Source organism: Martinezella tropici (assembly GCF_003287875.1).
Classification (GTDB): domain Bacteria; phylum Pseudomonadota; class Alphaproteobacteria; order Rhizobiales; family Rhizobiaceae; genus Rhizobium; species Rhizobium tropici_C.
In genome coordinates this window covers 155,345-174,296 of record NZ_QMKK01000050.1, presented here as the reverse complement: position 1 = coordinate 174,296, position 18,952 = coordinate 155,345, and the positions used below count along the sequence as shown (strand labels likewise).

Sequence of the window (18,952 nt, the reverse complement as noted above, 5' to 3'; positions counted from 1 at the left end):
GCCATGCCCGCCATACGCAACGGGTATCGTCAGGCAGAAACGCTCTCGCCTACCTTCGGCGCGGCAACCGCCGTCTTCGAGCCTTCCATGCCGGCGATGAACTTTTCCGGCGTCTGGTCGATGATCGGGAACGTGCCGTAGTGGCAGGGAATGGCGGTCTTGAAGTTGAAGAAGCGCTGGCAGGCGAGTGCCGCCACAGCACCGCCCATGGTGAAGCGGTCGCCGATCGGCAGGATGCCGATATCGGGCTGATGCAGTTCATTGATCAGCGCCATATCCGAGAAGATGTCCGTATCCCCCATATGGAACAGCGTCGGCTCGTCGTCGAAATGCAGCATCAGGCCGTTCGCATTGCCGAGCGCGTGGGAAACGCCATCCTCGGTGATCTGCGCGGAGGAATGCAGCGCATTGGTGAAAGTGGCCGAGAAGCCGCCAAGGCCGATCGTGCCGCCGGTATTGCCCATTTCCAGCTTCTCGACACCCTTGGTGCCAAGCCAGGAAGCGAGGTCGGCATTGGCGAGAACGACCGCGCCCGTGTCCTTGGCGATCTGAACCGTGTCACCCACATGGTCGCCATGGCCATGCGTCAGCAGGATATGGGTCACGCCGGCGGCGACGTCCTTGATGTTGAGACCGGCGGCCGCAAAAGAAGAATTGTAAGACAGAAATGGATCGATCAGTATTTTTGCCGTCGCCGTTTCAATGCGAAAAGCGGAGTGGCCGAGCCAGGTGATCTTCATTGGATTTCTCCTTATGACTTGATTTGAAATGTAAGGCTGGTGTCTAGGAAATATCTCAAACCGCAACAAAGAAAAGCGGTTAGGACTTCAATTTGTTTTGACAGGAGCACGACCCTGATGACGACGCTGACCATCGAAGATCTAGCCGCGACGCTCCTGCCCGGCCAGCCGATTGCCGGCCTCGATCTCGGTACCAAGACGATCGGACTTGCGATGTCGGATCTCGGGCGACGCTTTGCAACGCCTCGCCCCGTCATCAAGCGCGTGAAGTTCACCCAGGATGCCGAAACATTGCTCGCCTTCGCCGAGAAGGAAAAGGTCGCGGCCTTCGTCATAGGGCTCCCGATGAATATGGATGGCTCTGCCGGACCGCGCGTGCAGGCAACGCGTGCCTTCGTGCGCAGCATGTCGGAAAAGACCGCCCTGCCCTTCGTCTTCTGGGACGAGCGGCTTTCGACCGTTGCCGCCGAGCGGGCGCTTCTCGAAATGGACGTCTCGCGTGCCAAGCGCGCCGAGCGCATCGACTCGGCAGCGGCAAGCTTCATTCTTCAGGGAGCTTTGGACAGGCTGTCGGCGCTCGGAAGGGCAAGCTTGCCCGATTTCGACGACTGACGGCGCTTCCACCATCCGATGATGGCTGCTCGGCGACGAAAGCCGTAGATTGCAAAGACCAGCAGGCTGTCGAAGGCGATGGCGCGCGCCACCAGTGGCGGGATGGTTTCCGGCGGAATGCCGAGGATCTTGCCGTAGATATCGAAGACCAGGTCATGCATCTGCCGCGTCAGCATGAAGATGCCGAAGCTCATGTCGTAATACGACAGATAATACCACGCCCCGAGAAAGGAGACCGGTCCGGCCCAGCAAATCAACAACCACTTCATGCGGTACCCCTTCGACGCTGAAATTGCGTCGTGCCAGCCGAAACGATGAGCCAGTTCGACAGCGCCATGGCGCTCAAAACCATCGCGGGCAGCGTGATATCTAGTGCGAGGACGGCAAAGAACATCACCGCCGTAACGAGAAACACTAATTTAGCGGGTCTCAACCCCATGGCTGCACGCTTGATGGTTAACTAATCATCTTTCAACAGTGACGAGTTAACCGCCGCGGCGCAATGTAAACCATTTGTTAAGGTTAACGGCGAAGCGGGCCTGTGGATATCCCTGCCCGATGGCCGATATCAGCCGTAAACGCCGCGCACGATCCGCTTCAAGGCCGTTGCCGCCTTCTCCCAATCCTTGCCGTTCTTCAAGACGAGACCGGCGCATTGGTCGCTGACGGCCGCAGCCAAGACGATATGCTGGATGGCCGCAAAGATCATGGCATTGACCGCCTGGGCATCGACGCCCTTAGGCGGCACCAGCGAGCCGCGCATGCGTTCGATCCAGCCGGCAAGCGCCTTGGAGCGGGCCTCGGACAATCGGCGCACCTGCTCGCTATTTTCGGAGACTTCCCAGGCGACGATGCGACGCATGAGGGGATCAGCGCGCAAAGCATCGAGAAACAGCATCGAAAGCCGCTCCATCAGATCGCCATAGGTCAAAAGGAACATGCCGCCGGTATCGTCGGGAATGCGATCAGTGACCCAGCTGCCGAGATCGGTGCCGATGGCCTCCACGAGACCATTCAAGCCGCCGTAATAGCGGTAAATCAGCTGCTTGTCGCAGCCGGCGCCGCGGGCAACCGCATTGATGCCGAAATTCTGGAACCCCTCCTCCGCCAGCAGCCGCTTGGCAGCATCGAGGATGGCCTGCTCCGTCGCAGCGCGATTGCGCACGCGCTTTTCCACGACGGGCATTTCCACGGGGATTTTAACGGCAGCGTTTGCGGGGGCCATCGACTCGACTCCAATCTGTCACCGAGCGGTGAATAACAAGCCAAGTCGCCTCGAACAACAAAGCCGAGATGGCTCGCGTCCGCCAAAACGCGCGAATCCACAGATTAGAGATATTGACCAAACCATATCGTGGTCTCGGACGCCAGACCCGGCGGGAGCTCCACGGGAACGAAACCGCGCGATGACCAGAAGCGGACGCCGCCATGATTGCCGCTGTTGGCGCCCAAATGGATGCCTTTGACGCCGCCGGCACGGGCATTCGCGATCCAACGATTGAGCAGTGCAGTGCCGATGCCCCTACCCTGGGCACGCGGCAACAGATTCATATGAATATGCGCAGGGAATCTCTCGACAAGGATCGCAGGCGCCTGCTTGGGATGATGTATGGCCGATATGCGCTCCTGATCCGCATCCCAGAGCGCCGGATCACCCGGCGGATCGGCATAGCTCTGCCGCAAATGCGGCCACCATTCGCGCTCCAGCCGTTCCTCGAACGCCACGGTATCAAAGACGCCTGCAATGTAACCGAAGACACCCTCGTCGTCCTCGGCGACGAAAACCAGTTCGGGATGAAGCGCGGCGTAGGGCGCGGAATAGATGTGGCCGATCAGCCGGCCGTCCCGATGCAGCGGAGCCGCATCCTTGCCGGCATCGCCTGTTGCGAGCGAGATGGCATAGAGTTGATCGATGTCCTCGGGGCGAACGGTTCGAATGGAAGCCATTGCTTATGTCGCCGGCGGATACAGCAGATCGACGATGTAGCTGGCGTCGAAGCGGGAATCGAGCATGCCGTAGGTGGCGCGCCAGCCACCGGCGAGACGCGTCTCGATGAAGGCATCGGCAATCTTGCCGGCTCCGAGGCGATAAAGCTCGGCCGCACCGGCTGCGAGCGCCATCTGCTCGATCAGCAGGCGGGCGGCGCCCTCATCCTGCTCGCAAAGCGCCATGGCGGCACGCAGGACATCAATGGTCTTCTTGCCAGCCGGGCCGAGATCGCGGGCGAGACCGGCAAAGACTGTTTCGAACAGGTCCCTTCCCCGGTTCAACACGCGCAGCACATCAAGCGCCATGACATTGCCGGAGCCTTCCCAGATCGCGTTGACGGGGGCTTCACGATAATGGCGGGCGATCGGACGCTCTTCGATGTAACCGCTGCCGCCGATACACTCCATGGCTTCATAGATCAGCGCCGGCGCGATCTTGCAGCACCAGTATTTGGCAACCGGCGTCATGACCCGGGCATAGGCCGCATCCTCCGAGCTGCCGCTTGCCTTGTCGAAGGCCTCGGCCAGGCGGAAGGCGAGTGCGGTCGCGGCGGCAACATCAAGGGCCATATCGGCAAGCACGCGCGTCATGATCGGTTGATTGACCAGCATCTTGCCGAAGACGCTGCGGCCGCGCGCATGATGCACGGCTTCGGCCAGCGACGCGCGCATGATGCCGGTGGATGCCAGCGCGCAATCGAGCCGCGTCAGCGTCACCATGTCGAGGATCGTGCGGATGCCGGCATCGGGTGCACCGAGCAGGAAGCCGAACGTATCCGTGAACTCGACTTCGGAGGAGGCATTCGAGCGGTTGCCGAGCTTGTCCTTCAGCCGCTGGAAGTGCAGGCCGTTGGCCGAGCCATCCTCCAGAAGCCGCGGCACGAGGAAGCAGCCCATGCCATCCTTGGTCTGCGCCAGCATGATGAAGGCATCGCTCATCGGCGCCGACATGAACCACTTGTGGCCCGAAAGCCTGTAGATGCCTTCGCTGACCTTATCAGCACTCGTCTTGTTGGCGCGCACATCCGTGCCGCCCTGCTTTTCCGTCATGCCCATGCCGATGGTGACGGCACTCTTCTGCATGGCCGGCTTGTTGGACGAATCGTATTTGCGCGACAGGATCTTCGGTGCCCAATCCTTCTGCACCGCCGGGGAAGCCATCATGGCGGCGACCGAGGCGCTGGTCATCGTGAGGGGGCACAGATGGCCGCATTCGAGCTGAGCCGTCAGATAGAAGCGAGCGGCGCGCACCTTGTGCGAGTGACCCTTCGCCTCCGGATCGGCTTGCGCATCCCAGATCGAGGAATGCAGGCCCATCGCCATGGAGCGGCGCATCAGCGCATGCCAGGCCGGATGGAATTCCACGACATCCAGACGCTCGCCGCGCGGGCCGTGGGTGCGCAGCTGCGGCACGCCCTGGTTTGCCATGCGCGCCAGTTCCTGAGCTTCGTGCGAGGTGACGAAACGACCGTGCTGCTCCAGCTCTTCCCGTATCGAACGCGGCAGGCCGGAAGTGAGATCGACGATCAGCGGATCGGAACGATAGGCATTGATACCGGTCCAGAGGCTCGGCTGGTTCAGGTCGGCAAAGGGGTCGTCAGTCCGGGTCGGTTGGGTCATGAATCGCTTGTAGAGCAAGAAGGTTGCAAGGGAAACCGGAAGTTACGTCTCCCAGCAGCATAGGTCCTGTAGCGGGATTCGGGCGAAATTGCATGGGGACACGTAGCCTCGGCGCATGCCGCCGCTTGCCCCGTGGGCGCTCCCTCTTTATAGACCGCCTGACGAAATCCAGAGGGCAGGTTCATGGTCTTCTTTCCCCACCGCCACCTCATCGGCATCAAGGGCCTCACCGAGCAGGATATCACCTATCTTCTCGACAAGGCCGACGAGGCGGTCAAGATCAGCCGCCAGCGCGAGAAAAAGACGTCGACGCTTCGCGGGTTGACGCAGATCAATCTCTTCTTCGAAGCATCGACGCGCACGCAATCCTCCTTCGAACTGGCCGGAAAACGGCTCGGCGCCGATGTGATGAACATGTCCGTCGGCAATTCCTCGGTCAAAAAAGGCGAGACGCTGATCGATACGGCGATGACGCTGAATGCGATGCGGCCTGATGTGCTCGTCATCCGCCATTCGAGCGCGGGCGCCGCAGCACTTCTGGCGCAGAAAGTCTCCTGCTCGGTCGTCAATGCCGGCGACGGCCAGCACGAGCATCCGACCCAGGCGCTTCTCGACGCGCTGACGATCCGCCGCGCCAAGGGCAAGCTTTCACGCATCACCGTGGCGATCTGCGGCGACGTGCTGCATTCGCGCGTGGCCCGCTCGAACATCCTGCTGCTGAACGCCATGGGGGCGCGCGTCCGTGTCGTAGCGCCTGCCACACTGCTGCCGGCCGGCATCGCCGACATGGGCGTCGAGGTCTTCCATTCGATGAAGGAAGGGCTGAAGGATGCCGACGTTGTCATGATGCTGCGGCTGCAGCGCGAGCGCATGTCCGGCGCCTTCGTGCCTTCGGTGCGCGAATATTATCACTTCTACGGCCTCGACGCCGAGACGCTCAAGGCCGCCAAGGAGGATGCGCTCGTCATGCATCCAGGCCCGATGAACCGCGGGGTGGAAATCGCCTCGGAGGTGGCCGATGGCCCGCAAAGCGTCATTGCCGAACAGGTGGAGATGGGCGTCGCCGTGCGCATGGCCGTGATGGAGACCCTGCTCGTTTCGCAGAACCAGGGTCCCCGCACTGAGGGAGTGGGCGCATGAGCAACTCGATCGTCCTCCAGAACGTCCGGATCATCGACCCCTCACGCGATCTCGATGAAGTCGGCGCCATCGTCGTCGAAGACGGCGTGATCGTTGCCTCCGGCAAGGATGCGAAAAACCACGGCATACCCAAAGGCGCGACCATTCGCGATTGCAATGGTCTCGTCGCCATTCCCGGCCTCGTCGATGCGCGCGTGCATGTCGGTGAGCCCGGTGGTGAACATCGCGAAACCATCGCCTCCGCCAGCCGTGCGGCAGCCGCCGGCGGTGTGACCTCCTTTATCATGATGCCGGATACGGATCCGGTCATCGACGATATCGCCCTGGTCGAATTCGTCCGGAAGACGGCGCGCGATACAGCCGCCGTCAACGTCTATCCGGCAGCAGCCCTCACCAAGGGGCTTGCCGGCGAGGAGATGACGGAAATCGGCCTGTTGCGGGAAGCGGGAGCCGTCGTGTTCACCGACGCCCATTCCGGCGTCCACGATAGCCAGGTCCTGCGTCGCATCATGACCTATGCGCGCGAATTCGGCGCGGTGATTTCCTGCGAAACACGCGACAAGTATCTCGGCGCCAACGGCGTCATGCACGAAGGCCTTCTGGCAAGCTGGCTTGGCCTTTCGGGCATCCCGAAGGAAGCCGAACTGATCCCGCTGGAGCGCGACCTCCGCATTGCGACGCTGACACGCAGCCACTATCATGCGGCAATGATTTCCGTGCCGGAATCGGCCGAGGCGATCCGCCTCGCCCGCTCGCGCGGCGCCAAGGTCACCTGCGGCATCTCGATCAACAATCTCGCGCTAAACGAGAACGATATCGGCGAATACCGCACCTTCTTCAAACTCTACCCGCCGCTGCGCTCCGAAGACGATCGCACAGGCATGATCGAGGCGCTGGCCGACGGCACGATCGACATTATCGTCTCCTCGCATGATCCGCAGGATGTGGATACGAAACGCCTGCCGTTCGGAGAGGCCGAAGACGGTGCCGTCGGGCTGGAAACGCTGCTTCCGGCAGCGCTCCGGCTCTATCATAGCGGCCAGGTCAGCCTGATGCGGCTCGTCGATGCGCTCTCGACGCGGCCGGCGCAGATCTTCGGGCTCCCCGCAGGCACGCTGAAGCCGGGCGCCAAGGCCGATATTGCGCTTGTCGATCTGGACGAGCCTTGGCTTGTCGCAAAAGACATGCTTCTGTCGCGCTCGAAGAATACACCCTTCGAAGATGCGAGGATGAGCGGCCGGGCAGTTGCAACCTATGTTGCCGGCAAGCTGGTTCACAGTCTCTAGGGCAGGCCCGAGGGTTTACGGAGAATAAGACGTGATGGCGGATTTCTGGACTTGGCAGCTTACCCCGCAGACCGCGCTCGCCGGCCTCGTCATCGGCTATCTGCTCGGCTCGATCCCATTCGGTCTGCTGCTGACGCGCATGGCCGGCCTCGGCGACGTGCGCAACATCGGCTCGGGCAATATCGGCGCGACCAACGTGCTGCGCACCGGCAACAAGGGGCTTGCGGCCGCGACCCTGCTGCTCGATGCCTTCAAGGGTACGGCCGCCGTCCTGATCACCGCGCATTTCTTCGGCGGCGATGCCGGCGCGCTGGCCGGCTTCGCCGCCTTCATCGGCCACATCTTCCCGATCTGGATCGGCTTCAAGGGCGGCAAGGGTGTGGCGACCTATCTCGGTATCCTGCTTGGTCTTGCGCCGCTGATGGCGCTGATTTTCGCCATCGTCTGGCTGGTCATCGCCTTCACCACACGCTACTCCTCGCTTTCCGCGCTGGTTGCAACCCTTGTCATACCGGTTGTATTGTGGATATTGGGTGTCGACAAGATCGCCGCCGTCATGGCGCTGATGACTATCATCTCCTGGTACAAGCACAGGGCCAATATTATCAGGCTGACCGCCGGGACGGAAAGCAAGATCGGAGCGAAGGGGTAATGGACACAGGCGGCGCAAGACGGATCGGAGTTGCGCTGACCGAAAGACAAAGGATCGCCTGGCTCAGGCTTATCCGCTCCGACAATGTCGGACCATCGACCTTTCGCGATCTCATCCATCATTATGGTTCCGCCGAAGCGGCACTTGCCATGCTACCGGAGCTTTCGCAGCGCGGCGGCTCGACGCGCGCCGTTCGCATCGCCGACGAGCGGGACGCATTGAGGGAGCTCGAGGCGGCGCATCGTTTTGGCGCGCGCTTCGTCGGTATCGGCGAACCGGACTATCCCCCTGCCCTTCGTGAGATCGACGGCGCGCCGCCGCTTCTTGCCGTCAAAGGCAATGTGCCGGCAGCGACACGCCCGGCAATCGGCATGGTCGGCTCGCGAAATGCCTCGATCAGCGGCGCCAAATTCACGGCCATGATCGCCCGCATCTGCGGCGAGGCCGGCTATGCCGTGGTCTCCGGTCTGGCGCGCGGTATCGACACCGCAGCCCACCGCGCCAGCCTCACGACCGGCACGATCGCGGCTTTGGCGGGTGGGCTCGACCAACCCTATCCACCCGAGAATATCGGCCTGCTGAACGAGATATGGGACGGCAATGGGCTCGCCGTCAGCGAAATGCCCTTCGGCTGGGAGCCGCGGGCACGCGACTTTCCGCGCCGCAATCGCCTCATTGCCGGTATCTCGCTCGGTGTCGTGGTCGTCGAAGCGGCAACCCGTTCCGGCTCGCTGATCACCGCCCGTCTTGCCGGCGAATTCGGCCGGCTCGTCTTCGCCGTTCCCGGCTCGCCGCTCGATCCGCGCTGCGAAGGGACGAACGGCCTGCTGAAAGACGGCGCGATGATCGTGACGACGCCGGACGATATCGTCGAAGCGTTGCGGCCGCTCGCCGAGCCGGACCTCTTCCGCCCGCGCCCGGCCGAAGCGCCCGTCGAACGGAGCAAACCGCTTTCTGCGCCGCCCGATGATGCCGAGCGCGACCATATCGTCGAGGCGCTCGGGCCGACGCCGGTCGAAATCGACGATATCGTCCGCCATACCGGCCTGCCGATTGCGGCTGTTCATTCCGTCCTTCTCGAATTGGACATGGCCGGCCGGCTGCATCGGCATCCCGGCGGATTGGTGTCGATCTCCATGCCGGATTGAAAACTGTGACACGCATACCAATTCTAAGCATCGCCGCGCCAAGCTCAAAAATCGCATTACAGCGCCGCGCGTCACATATGACGCGCAAAGGTCGCTGTAACACGTTAAAGGTGCTGTATAATTTTATCCTTCAATCGATTCCGATTTAAGGAATTATGCAGTAGCCTCTTGACCGCGACGATTTCCCTGTCCATGTCGGAAGGCCGGGAAGACGGAAAAACCCGGTATCTCCCGCGCCTTATGTCGGCGCGACCTCTTATTCAGAGACTTGATGATGAACGTTGTAGTGGTGGAATCGCCTGCCAAGGCCAAGACAATCAATAAATATCTGGGACCCGGATATAAGGTTCTTGCATCCTTCGGCCATGTGCGCGACCTGCCCGCCAAAGACGGTTCGGTGCTGCCGGATCAGGATTTCGAAATGCTGTGGGAAGTCGATGGTGCCTCGCAAAAGCGCATCAAGGACATCGCCGACGCGCTAAAAACCTCCGACGGTCTGATTCTGGCGACCGACCCGGATCGCGAGGGTGAAGCCATTTCCTGGCATGTGCTCGACGTGCTGAACAAGAAGCGCGTCATCAACGGCAAGCCGGTGAAGCGCGTCGTCTTCAATGCCATCACCAAGAAGGCGGTGCTCGACGCCATGGCCGAGCCGCGCGACATCGACGTGCCGCTGGTGGATGCCTATCTCGCGCGCCGCGCCCTCGACTATCTCGTCGGCTTCAACCTGTCGCCGGTTCTCTGGCGCAAGCTGCCCGGCGCCCGCTCGGCCGGCCGCGTACAGTCCGTCGCCCTTCGCCTCGTCTGCGACCGCGAGTCGGAGATCGAACGTTTCATCTCGGAAGAATACTGGAATCTTTCCGCGATCCTGAAGACGCCGCGCGGCGACGAGTTCGAAGCCCGCCTCGTATCCGCCGACGGCAAGCGCCTGCAGCCGCGTGCGATCGGCAACGGCGAAGAGGCCGGCAAGCTGAAGGCGCTGCTCGAAGGCGCCTCCTATGTCGTCGACACCGTCGAGGCGAAGCCGGTCAAGCGCAATCCGAGCCCACCCTTCACGACGTCGACGCTGCAGCAGGCCGCCTCCTCGAAGCTTGGCTTCTCAGCCTCGCGCACCATGCAGGTGGCGCAGAAACTCTATGAGGGCGTCGATATCGGCGGCGAAACCGTCGGTCTCATCACCTATATGCGTACCGACGGCGTGCAGATGGCACCGGAAGCGATCGATGCCGCGCGCCACGCCATCGCCAACCAGTTCGGCGACCGTTACCTGCCGGAAAAGGCGCGCTTCTATTCCACCAAGGCAAAGAATGCCCAGGAAGCACACGAGGCGATCCGTCCGACCGACTTCGACCGCGTGCCGGACCGCATCCGCAAGTTCCTCGATGACGACCAGCTGAAGCTTTACGACCTGATCTGGAAGCGCGGCATCGCCAGCCAGATGGCTTCGGCTGAAATCGAGCGCACCACCGTCGAGATCCTGGCCGATAACGCCGGCAAGAAGGCCGGCCTGCGCGCTGTCGGCTCCGTCATCCGTTTCGACGGCTTCATCGCCGCCTATACCGACCAGAAGGAAGACGGCGAGCAGAGCGACGACAGCGAAGAAGGCGGCCGGCTGCCGGAGATCAATGCCCGCGAAAATCTCGCCAAGCAGAAGATCAATTCGACCCAGCATTTCACCGAACCGCCGCCGCGCTATTCGGAAGCATCGCTGATCAAGAAGATGGAAGAACTCGGCATCGGCCGCCCCTCCACCTATGCGGCGACGCTGGCGACGCTGCGCGACCGCGATTACGTGACCATCGACAAGCGCAAGCTGGTGCCGCAGGCCAAGGGACGGCTGGTGACAGCCTTCCTCGAAAGCTTCTTCACCAAATATGTCGAATACGACTTCACCGCCGACTTGGAAGAGAAGCTTGACCGCATCTCCGCAGGCGAGCTGAACTGGAAGGACGTGCTGCGCGACTTCTGGCGCGATTTCTTCGCCCAGATCGAGGACACGAAGGAACTGCGCGTCACCAATGTGCTCGATGCACTGAACGATGCGCTGGCGCCGCTCGTCTTCCCGAAGCGCGAAGACGGCAGCGATCCGCGCATCTGCCAGGTGTGCGGCACGGGCAATCTCTCGCTGAAGCTCGGCAAATACGGCGCCTTCGTCGGTTGCTCGAACTATCCGGAATGCAATTATACCCGCCAGCTTTCGTCGGAAGGCGGTGCGGAGGCTGAATTCAACGGGTTGAACGAGCCGAAGGCGCTCGGTACCGATCCGGTGACCGGCGAAGAGCTGACGCTGCGTTCGGGCCGCTTCGGTCCCTATATCCAGCGCGGCGACGGCAAGGATGCCAAGCGTGCCTCGCTGCCGCGCGGCTGGAAGCCGGAGGATATCGATTATGAGAAGGCGATGGCGCTGATTTCGCTTCCACGCGACATCGGTAAGCACCCCGAGACCGGCAAGATGATCTCGTCCGGCATCGGCCGCTATGGCCCCTTCCTTCTGCATGATGGCAGCTACGCCAACCTCGAAAGCGTCGAGGATGTCTTCACCGTCGGTCTGAACCGCGCCGTCACCGTTCTTGCCGAAAAGCAGAGCAAGGCAGGCGGCGGAGCGCGCGGCGGTACGCCCGCGGCATTGAAGGATCTCGGCGCGCATCCGGACGGCGGCGGCTCGATCACCGTTCGTGACGGCAAATATGGTCCCTACGTCAATTGGGGCAAGGTCAATGCGACCCTGCCGAAGGGCACGGATCCGCAGGCGATCACGGTCGAGGAAGCCCTGGCTCTGATCGCGGCGAAGGCCGGCAAGAGCGGCGGCACCACCAAGAAGGCGCCTGCCAAGGCAAAGGCCGCTGCAGCCGGCGCAAAAGCGACGAAAACAACCGCCAAACCGAAGGCTGCTGCAAAGAAGCCTGCGGCCAAGACGACAGCGAAAAAGAAGAGTGCAGAGTGAGCAGAGAACCGCGCGGCAGGACCTCATCGTCGGAACGGCGTTCCGGCAAACCCGGCCGCGCCGGCAAGGCAGGCGGTGACGCAGAGCCGATGATGGCGATCGTCCACGGCGTTCTGCCGCCGCGCGAGGTCATCCTGCGCTTCATCGCCGACCATCCGCAACAGGCGTCCAAGCGCGAGCTCGCCAAAGCTTTCGGCCTGAAGGGCGAGAGCCGCGTCGCGCTGAAGGACCTTTTGCGCGAGCTTGAAGAAGAAGGCATGGTGCAGAAGAGCCGCAAGTCGCTCATCCGCCCCGGCGCGCTGCCACCGATCGCCGTGCTCGATATCACCACCCGTGACAAGGATGGCATGCTGATCGGCCGTCCCGCCGAATGGGCTGAGGAAAATGTCGTCGCGCCTGCCGTGTTGATCAAGCAATCCTCCTCGCCCGCCGGCCGCAACGGCAAGGGCAAGGCGCCTGTCGCCGGCATGGGTGACCGCATCCTCGCGAAGATCTTCTCGGCCGTGGATCGCGGCGGCCCGGCCTATACGGCCCGCATCATCAAGGTCATCGACAAGCGGCAGGGCGCCTCCATGGGTGTCTTCCGCGAAACGCCGGGCGGCGGCGGACGGCTGATGCCCATCGAACGGCGTGGCGAGGAGATGGTGATCGACCCGGATTATACCGGCGGCGCCAAGGATGGTGATCTGGTCGAAGTCGAAGTGGCGCGTCTCGGCCGCTTCGGCCTGCAGCGCGCCAAGGTCTTGTCGGTCATCGGCTCCGTCGCGTCGGAAAAGGCGATCTCGATGATTGCCATCCATGCACATGGAATCCCACACGTTTTCCCCGCCGCCGTCATCGCGGAAGCCGATACCGCCAAGCCGGCCACCATGTCCCATCGCGAGGATTGGCGCAGCCTGCCGCTGATCACCATCGACCCGGCCGACGCCAAGGACCATGACGACGCCGTCTATGCCGAAATGGATCCCTCACCCGACAATCCGGACGGCGTGATCGTCACAGTCGCCATCGCCGACGTCTCCTGGTACGTGCGCCCGAACTCGCCGCTCGACCGCGAGGCGCTGAAGCGCGGCAATTCGGTCTATTTTCCCGATCGCGTCGTGCCGATGCTGCCGGAGCGCATCTCCAACGATCTCTGCTCGCTGAAAGAAGGCGTCGACCGCCCTGCCCTTGCGGTTCGAATGATCTTCTCCAAGGAAGGCCGCAAGGCCGGCCATACCTTCCATCGCGTCATGATGAAGAGCGCAGCCAAGCTTTCCTACCAGCAGGCGCAGGCGGCGATCGACGGCAAACCCGATGACAAGACCGGACCGATGCTGGAGCCGATCCTGAAGCCGCTCTGGCACGCCTATGAGATTCTGAAAAAGGGCCGCGACCGGCGCCAGCCGCTCGAGCTCGACATGCCGGAGCGCAAGATCCTGCTGAAGCCGGATGGCACCGTCGATCGCGTCTTCGTGCCGCCGCGCCTCGACGCGCATAAGCTCATCGAAGAGATGATGATCCAGGCGAACGTCGCCGCTGCCGAGACGCTGGAAAAGCGGAAGCAGGTGCTGATCTATCGTATCCACGATGGCCCGACGCTCGCCAAGCAGGAAGTGCTGCGCGAATTCCTCGCCACCCTCGGCATTTCACTTGCCAAGGGCGGCAACGTGCGCGCCAACAGCTTCAACGGCATTCTCGCGAAAGCCGAGGGCACAGCGCATCAGACCATGGTCAACGAGATGGTGCTGCGCTCGCAGAGCCAGGCGATCTACAGCCCCGACAATATCGGGCATTTTGGCCTGAACCTGATGAAGTACGCCCACTTCACCTCGCCGATCCGCCGCTATGCCGACTTGATCGTGCATCGCGCTCTTGTCGGCTCGCTCGGCCTCGGCGAAGGCGGGATCACGCCGGACGAAGAAGCCTCGCTCGACGATATCGCTGCCGAAATCTCGACTTTCGAGCGCCGCGCCATGGCTGCCGAGCGCGAGACGGTTGACCGGCTGATCGCCCATCACCTCGCCGGCCGTGTCGGCGCGGAATTCGAGGCGCGCGTCGGCGGCGTCACCAAGTCGGGACTTTTTGTCACCCTGCCGGACTATGGCGCCGACGGTTTCATCCCTATATCTACGCTCGGCACCGATTACTTCATCTATGACGAAGCCCATCAGGCACTGACGGGTGAAAGAACCGGGCTCGGCTATCGTCTCGGCGATGATGTCAGCGTGAGGCTTGCCGAGGCCGTGCCGCTTGCCGGGGCTCTGCGCTTCGAAATGCTGAGCGAAGGCAGGCCGATGCCGACCGCGGTGCGTTCATTCCACAAGGCGACCCGCCGCAACAAGAACCCAGCCCGCAAGGCGCCAGGCACAAGACCGCCGCGCGGACGCAGATAAAAGGCGGCTGCCGGCAGAAGGAAACGCATTCATGACGGGCAGCCCATCCGACTCTCCCACCCGCTTCGGTGGCTCCGATGAAAGCGAACGTCCGCTTGGGCGGTCGATTTCCCGCGGCATGCTGAACCGCTGTCCGCGCTGCGGCACGGGCAGGCTCTTCCGCGCCTTCCTGAAACCGGTGGATCACTGTGCCGTGTGCGGTGAAGAGATCTTTCACCAGCGCGCCGACGACCTGCCGCCCTATCTGGTGATCCTTGTTCTCGGCCACATCATCGTCGGCGGATACATGCTGACGGACATGACTTTCAAATTGCCGCTCTGGGCACATCTTGCCATATGGGCACCCATTACCGTCATCGCGGCTCTTGCCGTCATTCAACCAATCAAGGGCGGTGTCATCGGCCTGCAATGGGCGCTGCGGATGCATGGATTCGGCGGACATGACGACAGTCCGGAAGAATGGGATGAGGGAAACGGCCGGTCGTGACAATGTATGCCCGCCTGCGCAGCCGGCCCGGACGAAGGGCCGAGGTTGTTTCACATCGTTACACTCTTCTATCGGGAATTACGATCGATTCGCCGCATATTCGCGATTCGCGTGAGCTGGTTCATCAGCAACGGCTTGACATCGGCAACATTTCTTGTCTGAACATGCCGCGCGTCAAGGGGACTGCTCCGGAGGGTTTGACCGATCTCATGAAAGCCGACCCGTCACCTGAATTTGGCCAAGCCGTGGCTTTCTATATTGCGCATCCGGATCGATTCGCCTGCCTCATGCTCCAGGATTTAGTTTATGCTTGAACCGACGAACGACAAGGCCGGCCACGTCGAAGAAATTCACTGGCCTTCGCTCGTCGCGGCCATTGCCTCCGTGTCGGCCGTCGGCATCGCCATCGGCCTGGGCCTGCCGCTTCTCAGCATTATTCTCGAAAAGCGTGGCATTCCTTCAAGCCTGATCGGCCTCAACACAGCGATGATGGGCGTTGCCTCGATGCTGGCCGCGGTCATCACGACCAAGCTCGCGCACCGCTTCGGCGTCGTGCAGACGATGATCTGGGCGGTCTTTCTCTCGGCGTTAAGCTCGCTCGGCTTCTATTACGCGGATAACCTGCTGCTGTGGTTTCCGCTGCGAATCGTTTTCCATGGTGCGACCACCACCCTTTTCATCCTGTCGGAATTCTGGATCAACGCCACTTCGCCGCCTTCCAAGCGCGGCTTCGTGCTCGGCCTCTATTCCACGGTGTTCTCGCTCGGCTTTGCGGCCGGCCCCCTGCTCTTCTCTGTGGTCGGCAGCGAGGGCTTGCTGCCCTTCATCGTCGGCGCCTGCATCATCCTCGCGGCCGCCATTCCGATCTTCATTGCGCGCAACGAGAGCCCGATCGTCGACGAGAAGCCCGAACTGCATTTCGTCCGTTACATCTTCCTGGTGCCAACGGCAACGGCGGCTGTCTTCGTGTTCGGCGCGGTCACCGTCGGCGGCGGCTCGCTGTTCACCAGCTATGCGACGCGCCTCGGTTTCAACGAATCGCAGGCCGCCTTGCTGTTGACCGTCATGGGCGTAGGCAATTTCGTCTTCCAGATTCCGCTCGGGCTCCTTGCCGACCGCATGCGCGACAAGCGGCCATTATTGTCGATCATGGCCACCATCGGCCTTATCGGCGCGCTTCTGCTGCCATCGCTGTCATCGAGCTGGATCATTCTCGCCATCATCCTGCTCTTCTGGGGCGGCTGCGTTTCGGGCATGTATACGGTGGGGCTCAGCCATCTGGGCACGCGACTGACCGGGGCCGATCTGGTGGCTGCCAACGCCGCCTTCGTCTTCTGCTATGCCGTCGGCATGGTTCTCGGTCCACCGACGATCGGCACGGCCATGGATCTCGCCAATCCCAGCGGCTTTGCCTGGGCCGTTGCCTTTTTCTTCGGTCTTTATGTCCTGCTTTCGGGGATACGGCTGCTTTTCATGGGCAACAGAGGTTGACTTTTCGGGCGCGATTTGTATTTTCGCGCCAGAATTCGCCGTGGACCTCCGCACTGGCCGTCCACGGCGTTCATTTTTATTAAAGGCAGGACGACTATGGCCAAGGCTACCACCATCAAGATCAAGCTGCTGTCGACGGCCGACACTGGTTTCTTCTACGTCACGACGAAGAACAGCCGTACGATGACGGACAAGATGACGAAGACGAAGTACGACCCGGTTGCGAAGAAGCACGTCGAGTTCAAGGAAACGAAGATCAAGTAAGTTTCCTAAACTTCAGGTTACAAAAAGGTGCAACCTACGGGTTTGCGCCTTTTTTGTTTTTACTGGAGATTTCCGGGACAAAGTCCAATTTTACGACATCATCCGAGCTGAAAAGATAACGCCTGGACGACGAAGAAAAAACGCCGCCTTCGATGACCGAAGAGCGGCGTTTTTGAATTGGGGGCCGGCTAGCCTGCAAAACGGCACGAGGAACCGTTCTCTTTCTGCCTGCCAGCCGACCGACCCCACGACCCAGGAGATGCGGCGGACCTGAGCATCATGGGGTATCTTCAAAACCCTTACGGGCTGTTTGTATATGAGACTAAATTCGCGCGAAATCGAAAGGAAATCAACAAATTCTTAATGATAAAAAATGCTTGTCTTCTCTGATGGTTAAAATTCATGACTTCGGCAAAAAAGAATGTCCGATAGTTTTAATAAACCTGGGTCAAGAAGTCCTAAAGAATAAAGATATAATTCCTGTGGTGAAGGAAAATTCGAAATACATATATTAAAGCACAATTGAATATATAAATTACTTTCAGTTAAACCTTCGCTTCGTGACTTACATATAATGGAAAATTTTCAAATAATCCTCATCTAACAAATAAAATAACGACGAGTTTTCAAGGTTACCGCAAATGCGCACGTATTCATGCGATGTTTAGGAAAAAACTACACGCCTTTTCCTCAGCAATACAAGAGGCGGAGCATCCTGGAGGAACAGAGAACAAATTTCTGAATGCCTGTTCAAAACTTGAAAAATACCTCTCAATATAGAGAGGCGACCTCCGTTTCTTATGGTCTGTTTCCATCAAGCAGCCGAGGCGACGACCCTGTTGCGCCCAGCTCTTTTTGCTTCATAAAGCGCAAGATCGGCCTGTTTCATCAATTGCTCCGGCGTCTCGATCGTGTCTAAACGGGACGAAATGCCGAAGGATGCGGTAATGTTAAGCGGGACACCATTATCTCGTAATTTCACCGGCATATTTTCTACCACAGCGCGCAGGCGCTCGGCGACGGCGGCCGCAATATCGGCCGGGGTGTCCGGCATGATGACAACGAATTCCTCTCCGCCGTAACGGCAGGCCAGATCGGCACCGCGCACCGTAGAGCGGATACGCGCGGCGAACTCCTTCAACACCTCGTCCCCGGCGTCGTGACCATAGGTGTCATTGACGGTCTTGAAACGATCTATGTCGGTGATCAGGACGGAAAGCGGCCGTCCCCGTGCCAGAGAACGATCGAAAAGCACCTTGAGATGATTGTCCAGGTATCGCCTGTTGTGCAAGCCGGTGAGCGCGTCGGTGACGGCAAGCTCGATGGTCTGCTGCACGCTGGCACGCAGCCGGTCGTTATAGCGCTTGCGCCGTATCTGCGTGAGACAACGGGCGACGAGCTCGTTCGGATCGATCGGACGGACGATATAGTCGTTGACGCCAAGATCGAGCGCGCGGACGATGATCTCGTCGGCGCCCTGCTCCGTCACCAGCAACACCGGCAGGAAGCGTGTACGTTCCAACGAGCGAAGTTGCGAGCAGAGCCGAAGCGGATCGTAGTTTTCGAAGTTCGAATTCACGATGACGAGCTCGAACGGCCGCTCGGCGGCCTCGAACAGCGCGGCCTGCGGGTCGGACATTGCGACGACCTGTGCGATCGGCTTCAGCGTGCGGATAATGCGCTCTTGCGAATTGGCGCGACCATCGACCAGAAGCACCTGCCCGGCTTCGTCGGCGCGACCATCACCGGCTCGAAGCAGATCCTCGATGCCGAAATTGCGCGCGGTCTCGCTGCGCACGTTCAATTCGTCGCTCAGCGTCTTAAGGCGAAGAAGGCTCTTGACGCGGGAGATAAGCTGGAGGTCGTTGACCGGCTTCGTCAGGAAGTCGTCGGCGCCGGCCTTCAATCCGCGCACACGGTCTGCCGGCTGGTCGAGCGCGGTCACCATGACGACGGGGATATGGGCCGTACGCGAATCCGACTTCAGGCGCTCGCATACTTCGAATCCGTCCATGCCGGGCATCATGATGTCGAGAAGGATGAGATCGACCTGGGCATTCGCACAAATGGCGAGCGCCTTCAAACCGTCTTCCGCCGTCAGCACTTCGAAATATTCGGCAAGCAGCCGCGCCTCCAGAAGCTTTACGTTGGCGGGGATGTCGTCAACTACCAGGATGCGCGCGGTCATCGGCTTTTCCCCATCA

The 18,952-nt window shown here is 61.0% G+C and carries 17 protein-coding genes; 11 read left to right on the top strand and 6 right to left on the bottom strand.

Features of this window, described 5'->3' with window-relative positions:
- Window positions 1-29 precede the first annotated feature (29 nt).
- Entirely contained in the window at window positions 30-740 is a 711-nt protein-coding gene (locus DQ393_RS24240) for a metal-dependent hydrolase (RefSeq protein ID WP_112344241.1), read from the bottom strand.
- Window positions 741-857: 117 nt separating this feature from the next.
- Between DQ393_RS24240 and ruvX the strand changes: the two genes are divergently transcribed.
- The gene (ruvX, locus tag DQ393_RS24235; RefSeq protein WP_112344240.1) at window positions 858-1,352 is read left to right on the top strand and encodes a Holliday junction resolvase RuvX; all 495 of its coding nucleotides are present in this window, start codon (window positions 858-860) and stop codon (window positions 1,350-1,352) included.
- Here the strand turns inward: ruvX and DQ393_RS24230 are convergent.
- From DQ393_RS24230 to DQ393_RS24215, 4 genes are all read right to left on the bottom strand, one after another.
- Window positions 1,289-1,621 (bottom strand): DUF6105 family protein, encoded by a 333-nt coding sequence (locus tag DQ393_RS24230; protein ID WP_112344239.1) that lies wholly within the window; start codon window positions 1,619-1,621, stop codon window positions 1,289-1,291. The genes ruvX and DQ393_RS24230 overlap by 64 nt on opposite strands.
- A 299-nt stretch (window positions 1,622-1,920) precedes the next feature.
- Window positions 1,921-2,577 carry a TetR/AcrR family transcriptional regulator gene (locus DQ393_RS24225; RefSeq protein ID WP_112344238.1) on the bottom strand — a complete coding sequence of 219 codons (657 nt, stop codon included), beginning with the start codon at window positions 2,575-2,577 and terminating at the stop codon, window positions 1,921-1,923.
- A gap of 104 nt (window positions 2,578-2,681) precedes the next feature.
- Window positions 2,682-3,299, bottom strand: coding sequence for a GNAT family N-acetyltransferase (locus tag DQ393_RS24220; protein WP_112344237.1), 618 nt, complete (start codon window positions 3,297-3,299; stop codon window positions 2,682-2,684).
- Between the two features lie 3 nt (window positions 3,300-3,302).
- Entirely contained in the window at window positions 3,303-4,961 is a 1,659-nt protein-coding gene (locus DQ393_RS24215; RefSeq protein ID WP_112344277.1) for an acyl-CoA dehydrogenase family protein, read from the bottom strand.
- A 183-nt stretch (window positions 4,962-5,144) separates the two neighbouring features.
- Between DQ393_RS24215 and DQ393_RS24210 the strand changes: the two genes are divergently transcribed.
- From DQ393_RS24210 to rpmG, 10 genes are all read left to right on the top strand, one after another.
- Window positions 5,145-6,101 carry an aspartate carbamoyltransferase catalytic subunit gene (locus DQ393_RS24210; protein WP_112344236.1) on the top strand — a complete coding sequence of 319 codons (957 nt, stop codon included), beginning with the start codon at window positions 5,145-5,147 and terminating at the stop codon, window positions 6,099-6,101.
- Window positions 6,098-7,387, top strand: coding sequence for a dihydroorotase (locus tag DQ393_RS24205; RefSeq protein ID WP_112344235.1), 1,290 nt, complete (start codon window positions 6,098-6,100; stop codon window positions 7,385-7,387). Before DQ393_RS24210 ends, DQ393_RS24205 begins: the two co-directional genes overlap by 4 nt.
- A 31-nt stretch (window positions 7,388-7,418) precedes the next feature.
- Entirely contained in the window at window positions 7,419-8,039 is a 621-nt protein-coding gene (plsY, locus tag DQ393_RS24200; protein WP_169644910.1) for a glycerol-3-phosphate 1-O-acyltransferase PlsY, read from the top strand.
- Window positions 8,039-9,187: a DNA-processing protein DprA gene (gene dprA, locus DQ393_RS24195; protein WP_112344233.1), complete on the top strand. Its 1,149-nt coding sequence runs from the start codon at window positions 8,039-8,041 to the stop codon at window positions 9,185-9,187. The genes plsY and dprA overlap by 1 nt, the downstream gene beginning before the upstream one ends.
- A gap of 274 nt (window positions 9,188-9,461) precedes the next feature.
- A complete protein-coding gene (gene topA, locus DQ393_RS24190) occupies window positions 9,462-12,131 on the top strand; it encodes a type I DNA topoisomerase (RefSeq protein WP_112344276.1) in 2,670 nt (889 codons plus the stop codon).
- Window positions 12,128-14,506, top strand: coding sequence for a ribonuclease R (gene rnr, locus DQ393_RS24185; protein ID WP_112344232.1), 2,379 nt, complete (start codon window positions 12,128-12,130; stop codon window positions 14,504-14,506). Before topA ends, rnr begins: the two co-directional genes overlap by 4 nt.
- 31 nt (window positions 14,507-14,537) lie before the next feature.
- Entirely contained in the window at window positions 14,538-14,993 is a 456-nt protein-coding gene (locus tag DQ393_RS24180) for a DUF983 domain-containing protein (protein ID WP_112344231.1), read from the top strand.
- Window positions 14,990-15,307, top strand: a complete 318-nt coding sequence (locus DQ393_RS24175) for a hypothetical protein (RefSeq protein WP_146758994.1) — start codon at window positions 14,990-14,992, stop codon at window positions 15,305-15,307. Before DQ393_RS24180 ends, DQ393_RS24175 begins: the two co-directional genes overlap by 4 nt.
- Entirely contained in the window at window positions 15,300-16,484 is a 1,185-nt protein-coding gene (locus DQ393_RS24170) for an MFS transporter (RefSeq protein ID WP_112344229.1), read from the top strand. The genes DQ393_RS24175 and DQ393_RS24170 overlap by 8 nt, the downstream gene beginning before the upstream one ends.
- A gap of 96 nt (window positions 16,485-16,580) precedes the next feature.
- Window positions 16,581-16,748, top strand: a complete 168-nt coding sequence (gene rpmG / locus DQ393_RS24165; RefSeq protein WP_003547442.1) for a 50S ribosomal protein L33 — start codon at window positions 16,581-16,583, stop codon at window positions 16,746-16,748.
- A gap of 814 nt (window positions 16,749-17,562) precedes the next feature.
- Here the strand turns inward: rpmG and DQ393_RS24160 are convergent.
- Window positions 17,563-18,936, bottom strand: a complete 1,374-nt coding sequence (locus DQ393_RS24160; RefSeq protein WP_112344228.1) for a PleD family two-component system response regulator — start codon at window positions 18,934-18,936, stop codon at window positions 17,563-17,565.
- Between the last annotated feature and the right edge of the window lie 16 nt (window positions 18,937-18,952).

Bases quoted from the DNA above. Each gene is read 5' to 3' on its own strand.
- rpmG (WP_003547442.1), top strand. From the start codon at position 16,581: ATGGCCAAGGCTACCACCATCAAGATCAAGCTGCTGTCGACGGCCGAC.
- topA (WP_112344276.1), top strand. From the start codon at position 9,462: ATGAACGTTGTAGTGGTGGAATCGCCTGCCAAGGCCAAGACAATCAAT.
- DQ393_RS24160 (WP_112344228.1), bottom strand. From the start codon at position 18,936: ATGACCGCGCGCATCCTGGTAGTTGACGACATCCCCGCCAACGTAAAG.
- DQ393_RS24225 (WP_112344238.1), bottom strand. From the start codon at position 2,577: ATGGCCCCCGCAAACGCTGCCGTTAAAATCCCCGTGGAAATGCCCGTC.
- DQ393_RS24170 (WP_112344229.1), top strand. From the start codon at position 15,300: ATGCTTGAACCGACGAACGACAAGGCCGGCCACGTCGAAGAAATTCAC.
- DQ393_RS24215 (WP_112344277.1), bottom strand. From the start codon at position 4,961: ATGACCCAACCGACCCGGACTGACGACCCCTTTGCCGACCTGAACCAG.
- DQ393_RS24205 (WP_112344235.1), top strand. From the start codon at position 6,098: ATGAGCAACTCGATCGTCCTCCAGAACGTCCGGATCATCGACCCCTCA.
- DQ393_RS24230 (WP_112344239.1), bottom strand. From the start codon at position 1,621: ATGAAGTGGTTGTTGATTTGCTGGGCCGGACCGGTCTCCTTTCTCGGG.
- DQ393_RS24220 (WP_112344237.1), bottom strand. From the start codon at position 3,299: ATGGCTTCCATTCGAACCGTTCGCCCCGAGGACATCGATCAACTCTAT.
- ruvX (WP_112344240.1), top strand. From the start codon at position 858: ATGACGACGCTGACCATCGAAGATCTAGCCGCGACGCTCCTGCCCGGC.
- DQ393_RS24240 (WP_112344241.1), bottom strand. From the start codon at position 740: ATGAAGATCACCTGGCTCGGCCACTCCGCTTTTCGCATTGAAACGGCG.
- DQ393_RS24210 (WP_112344236.1), top strand. From the start codon at position 5,145: ATGGTCTTCTTTCCCCACCGCCACCTCATCGGCATCAAGGGCCTCACC.
- dprA (WP_112344233.1), top strand. From the start codon at position 8,039: ATGGACACAGGCGGCGCAAGACGGATCGGAGTTGCGCTGACCGAAAGA.
- DQ393_RS24180 (WP_112344231.1), top strand. From the start codon at position 14,538: ATGACGGGCAGCCCATCCGACTCTCCCACCCGCTTCGGTGGCTCCGAT.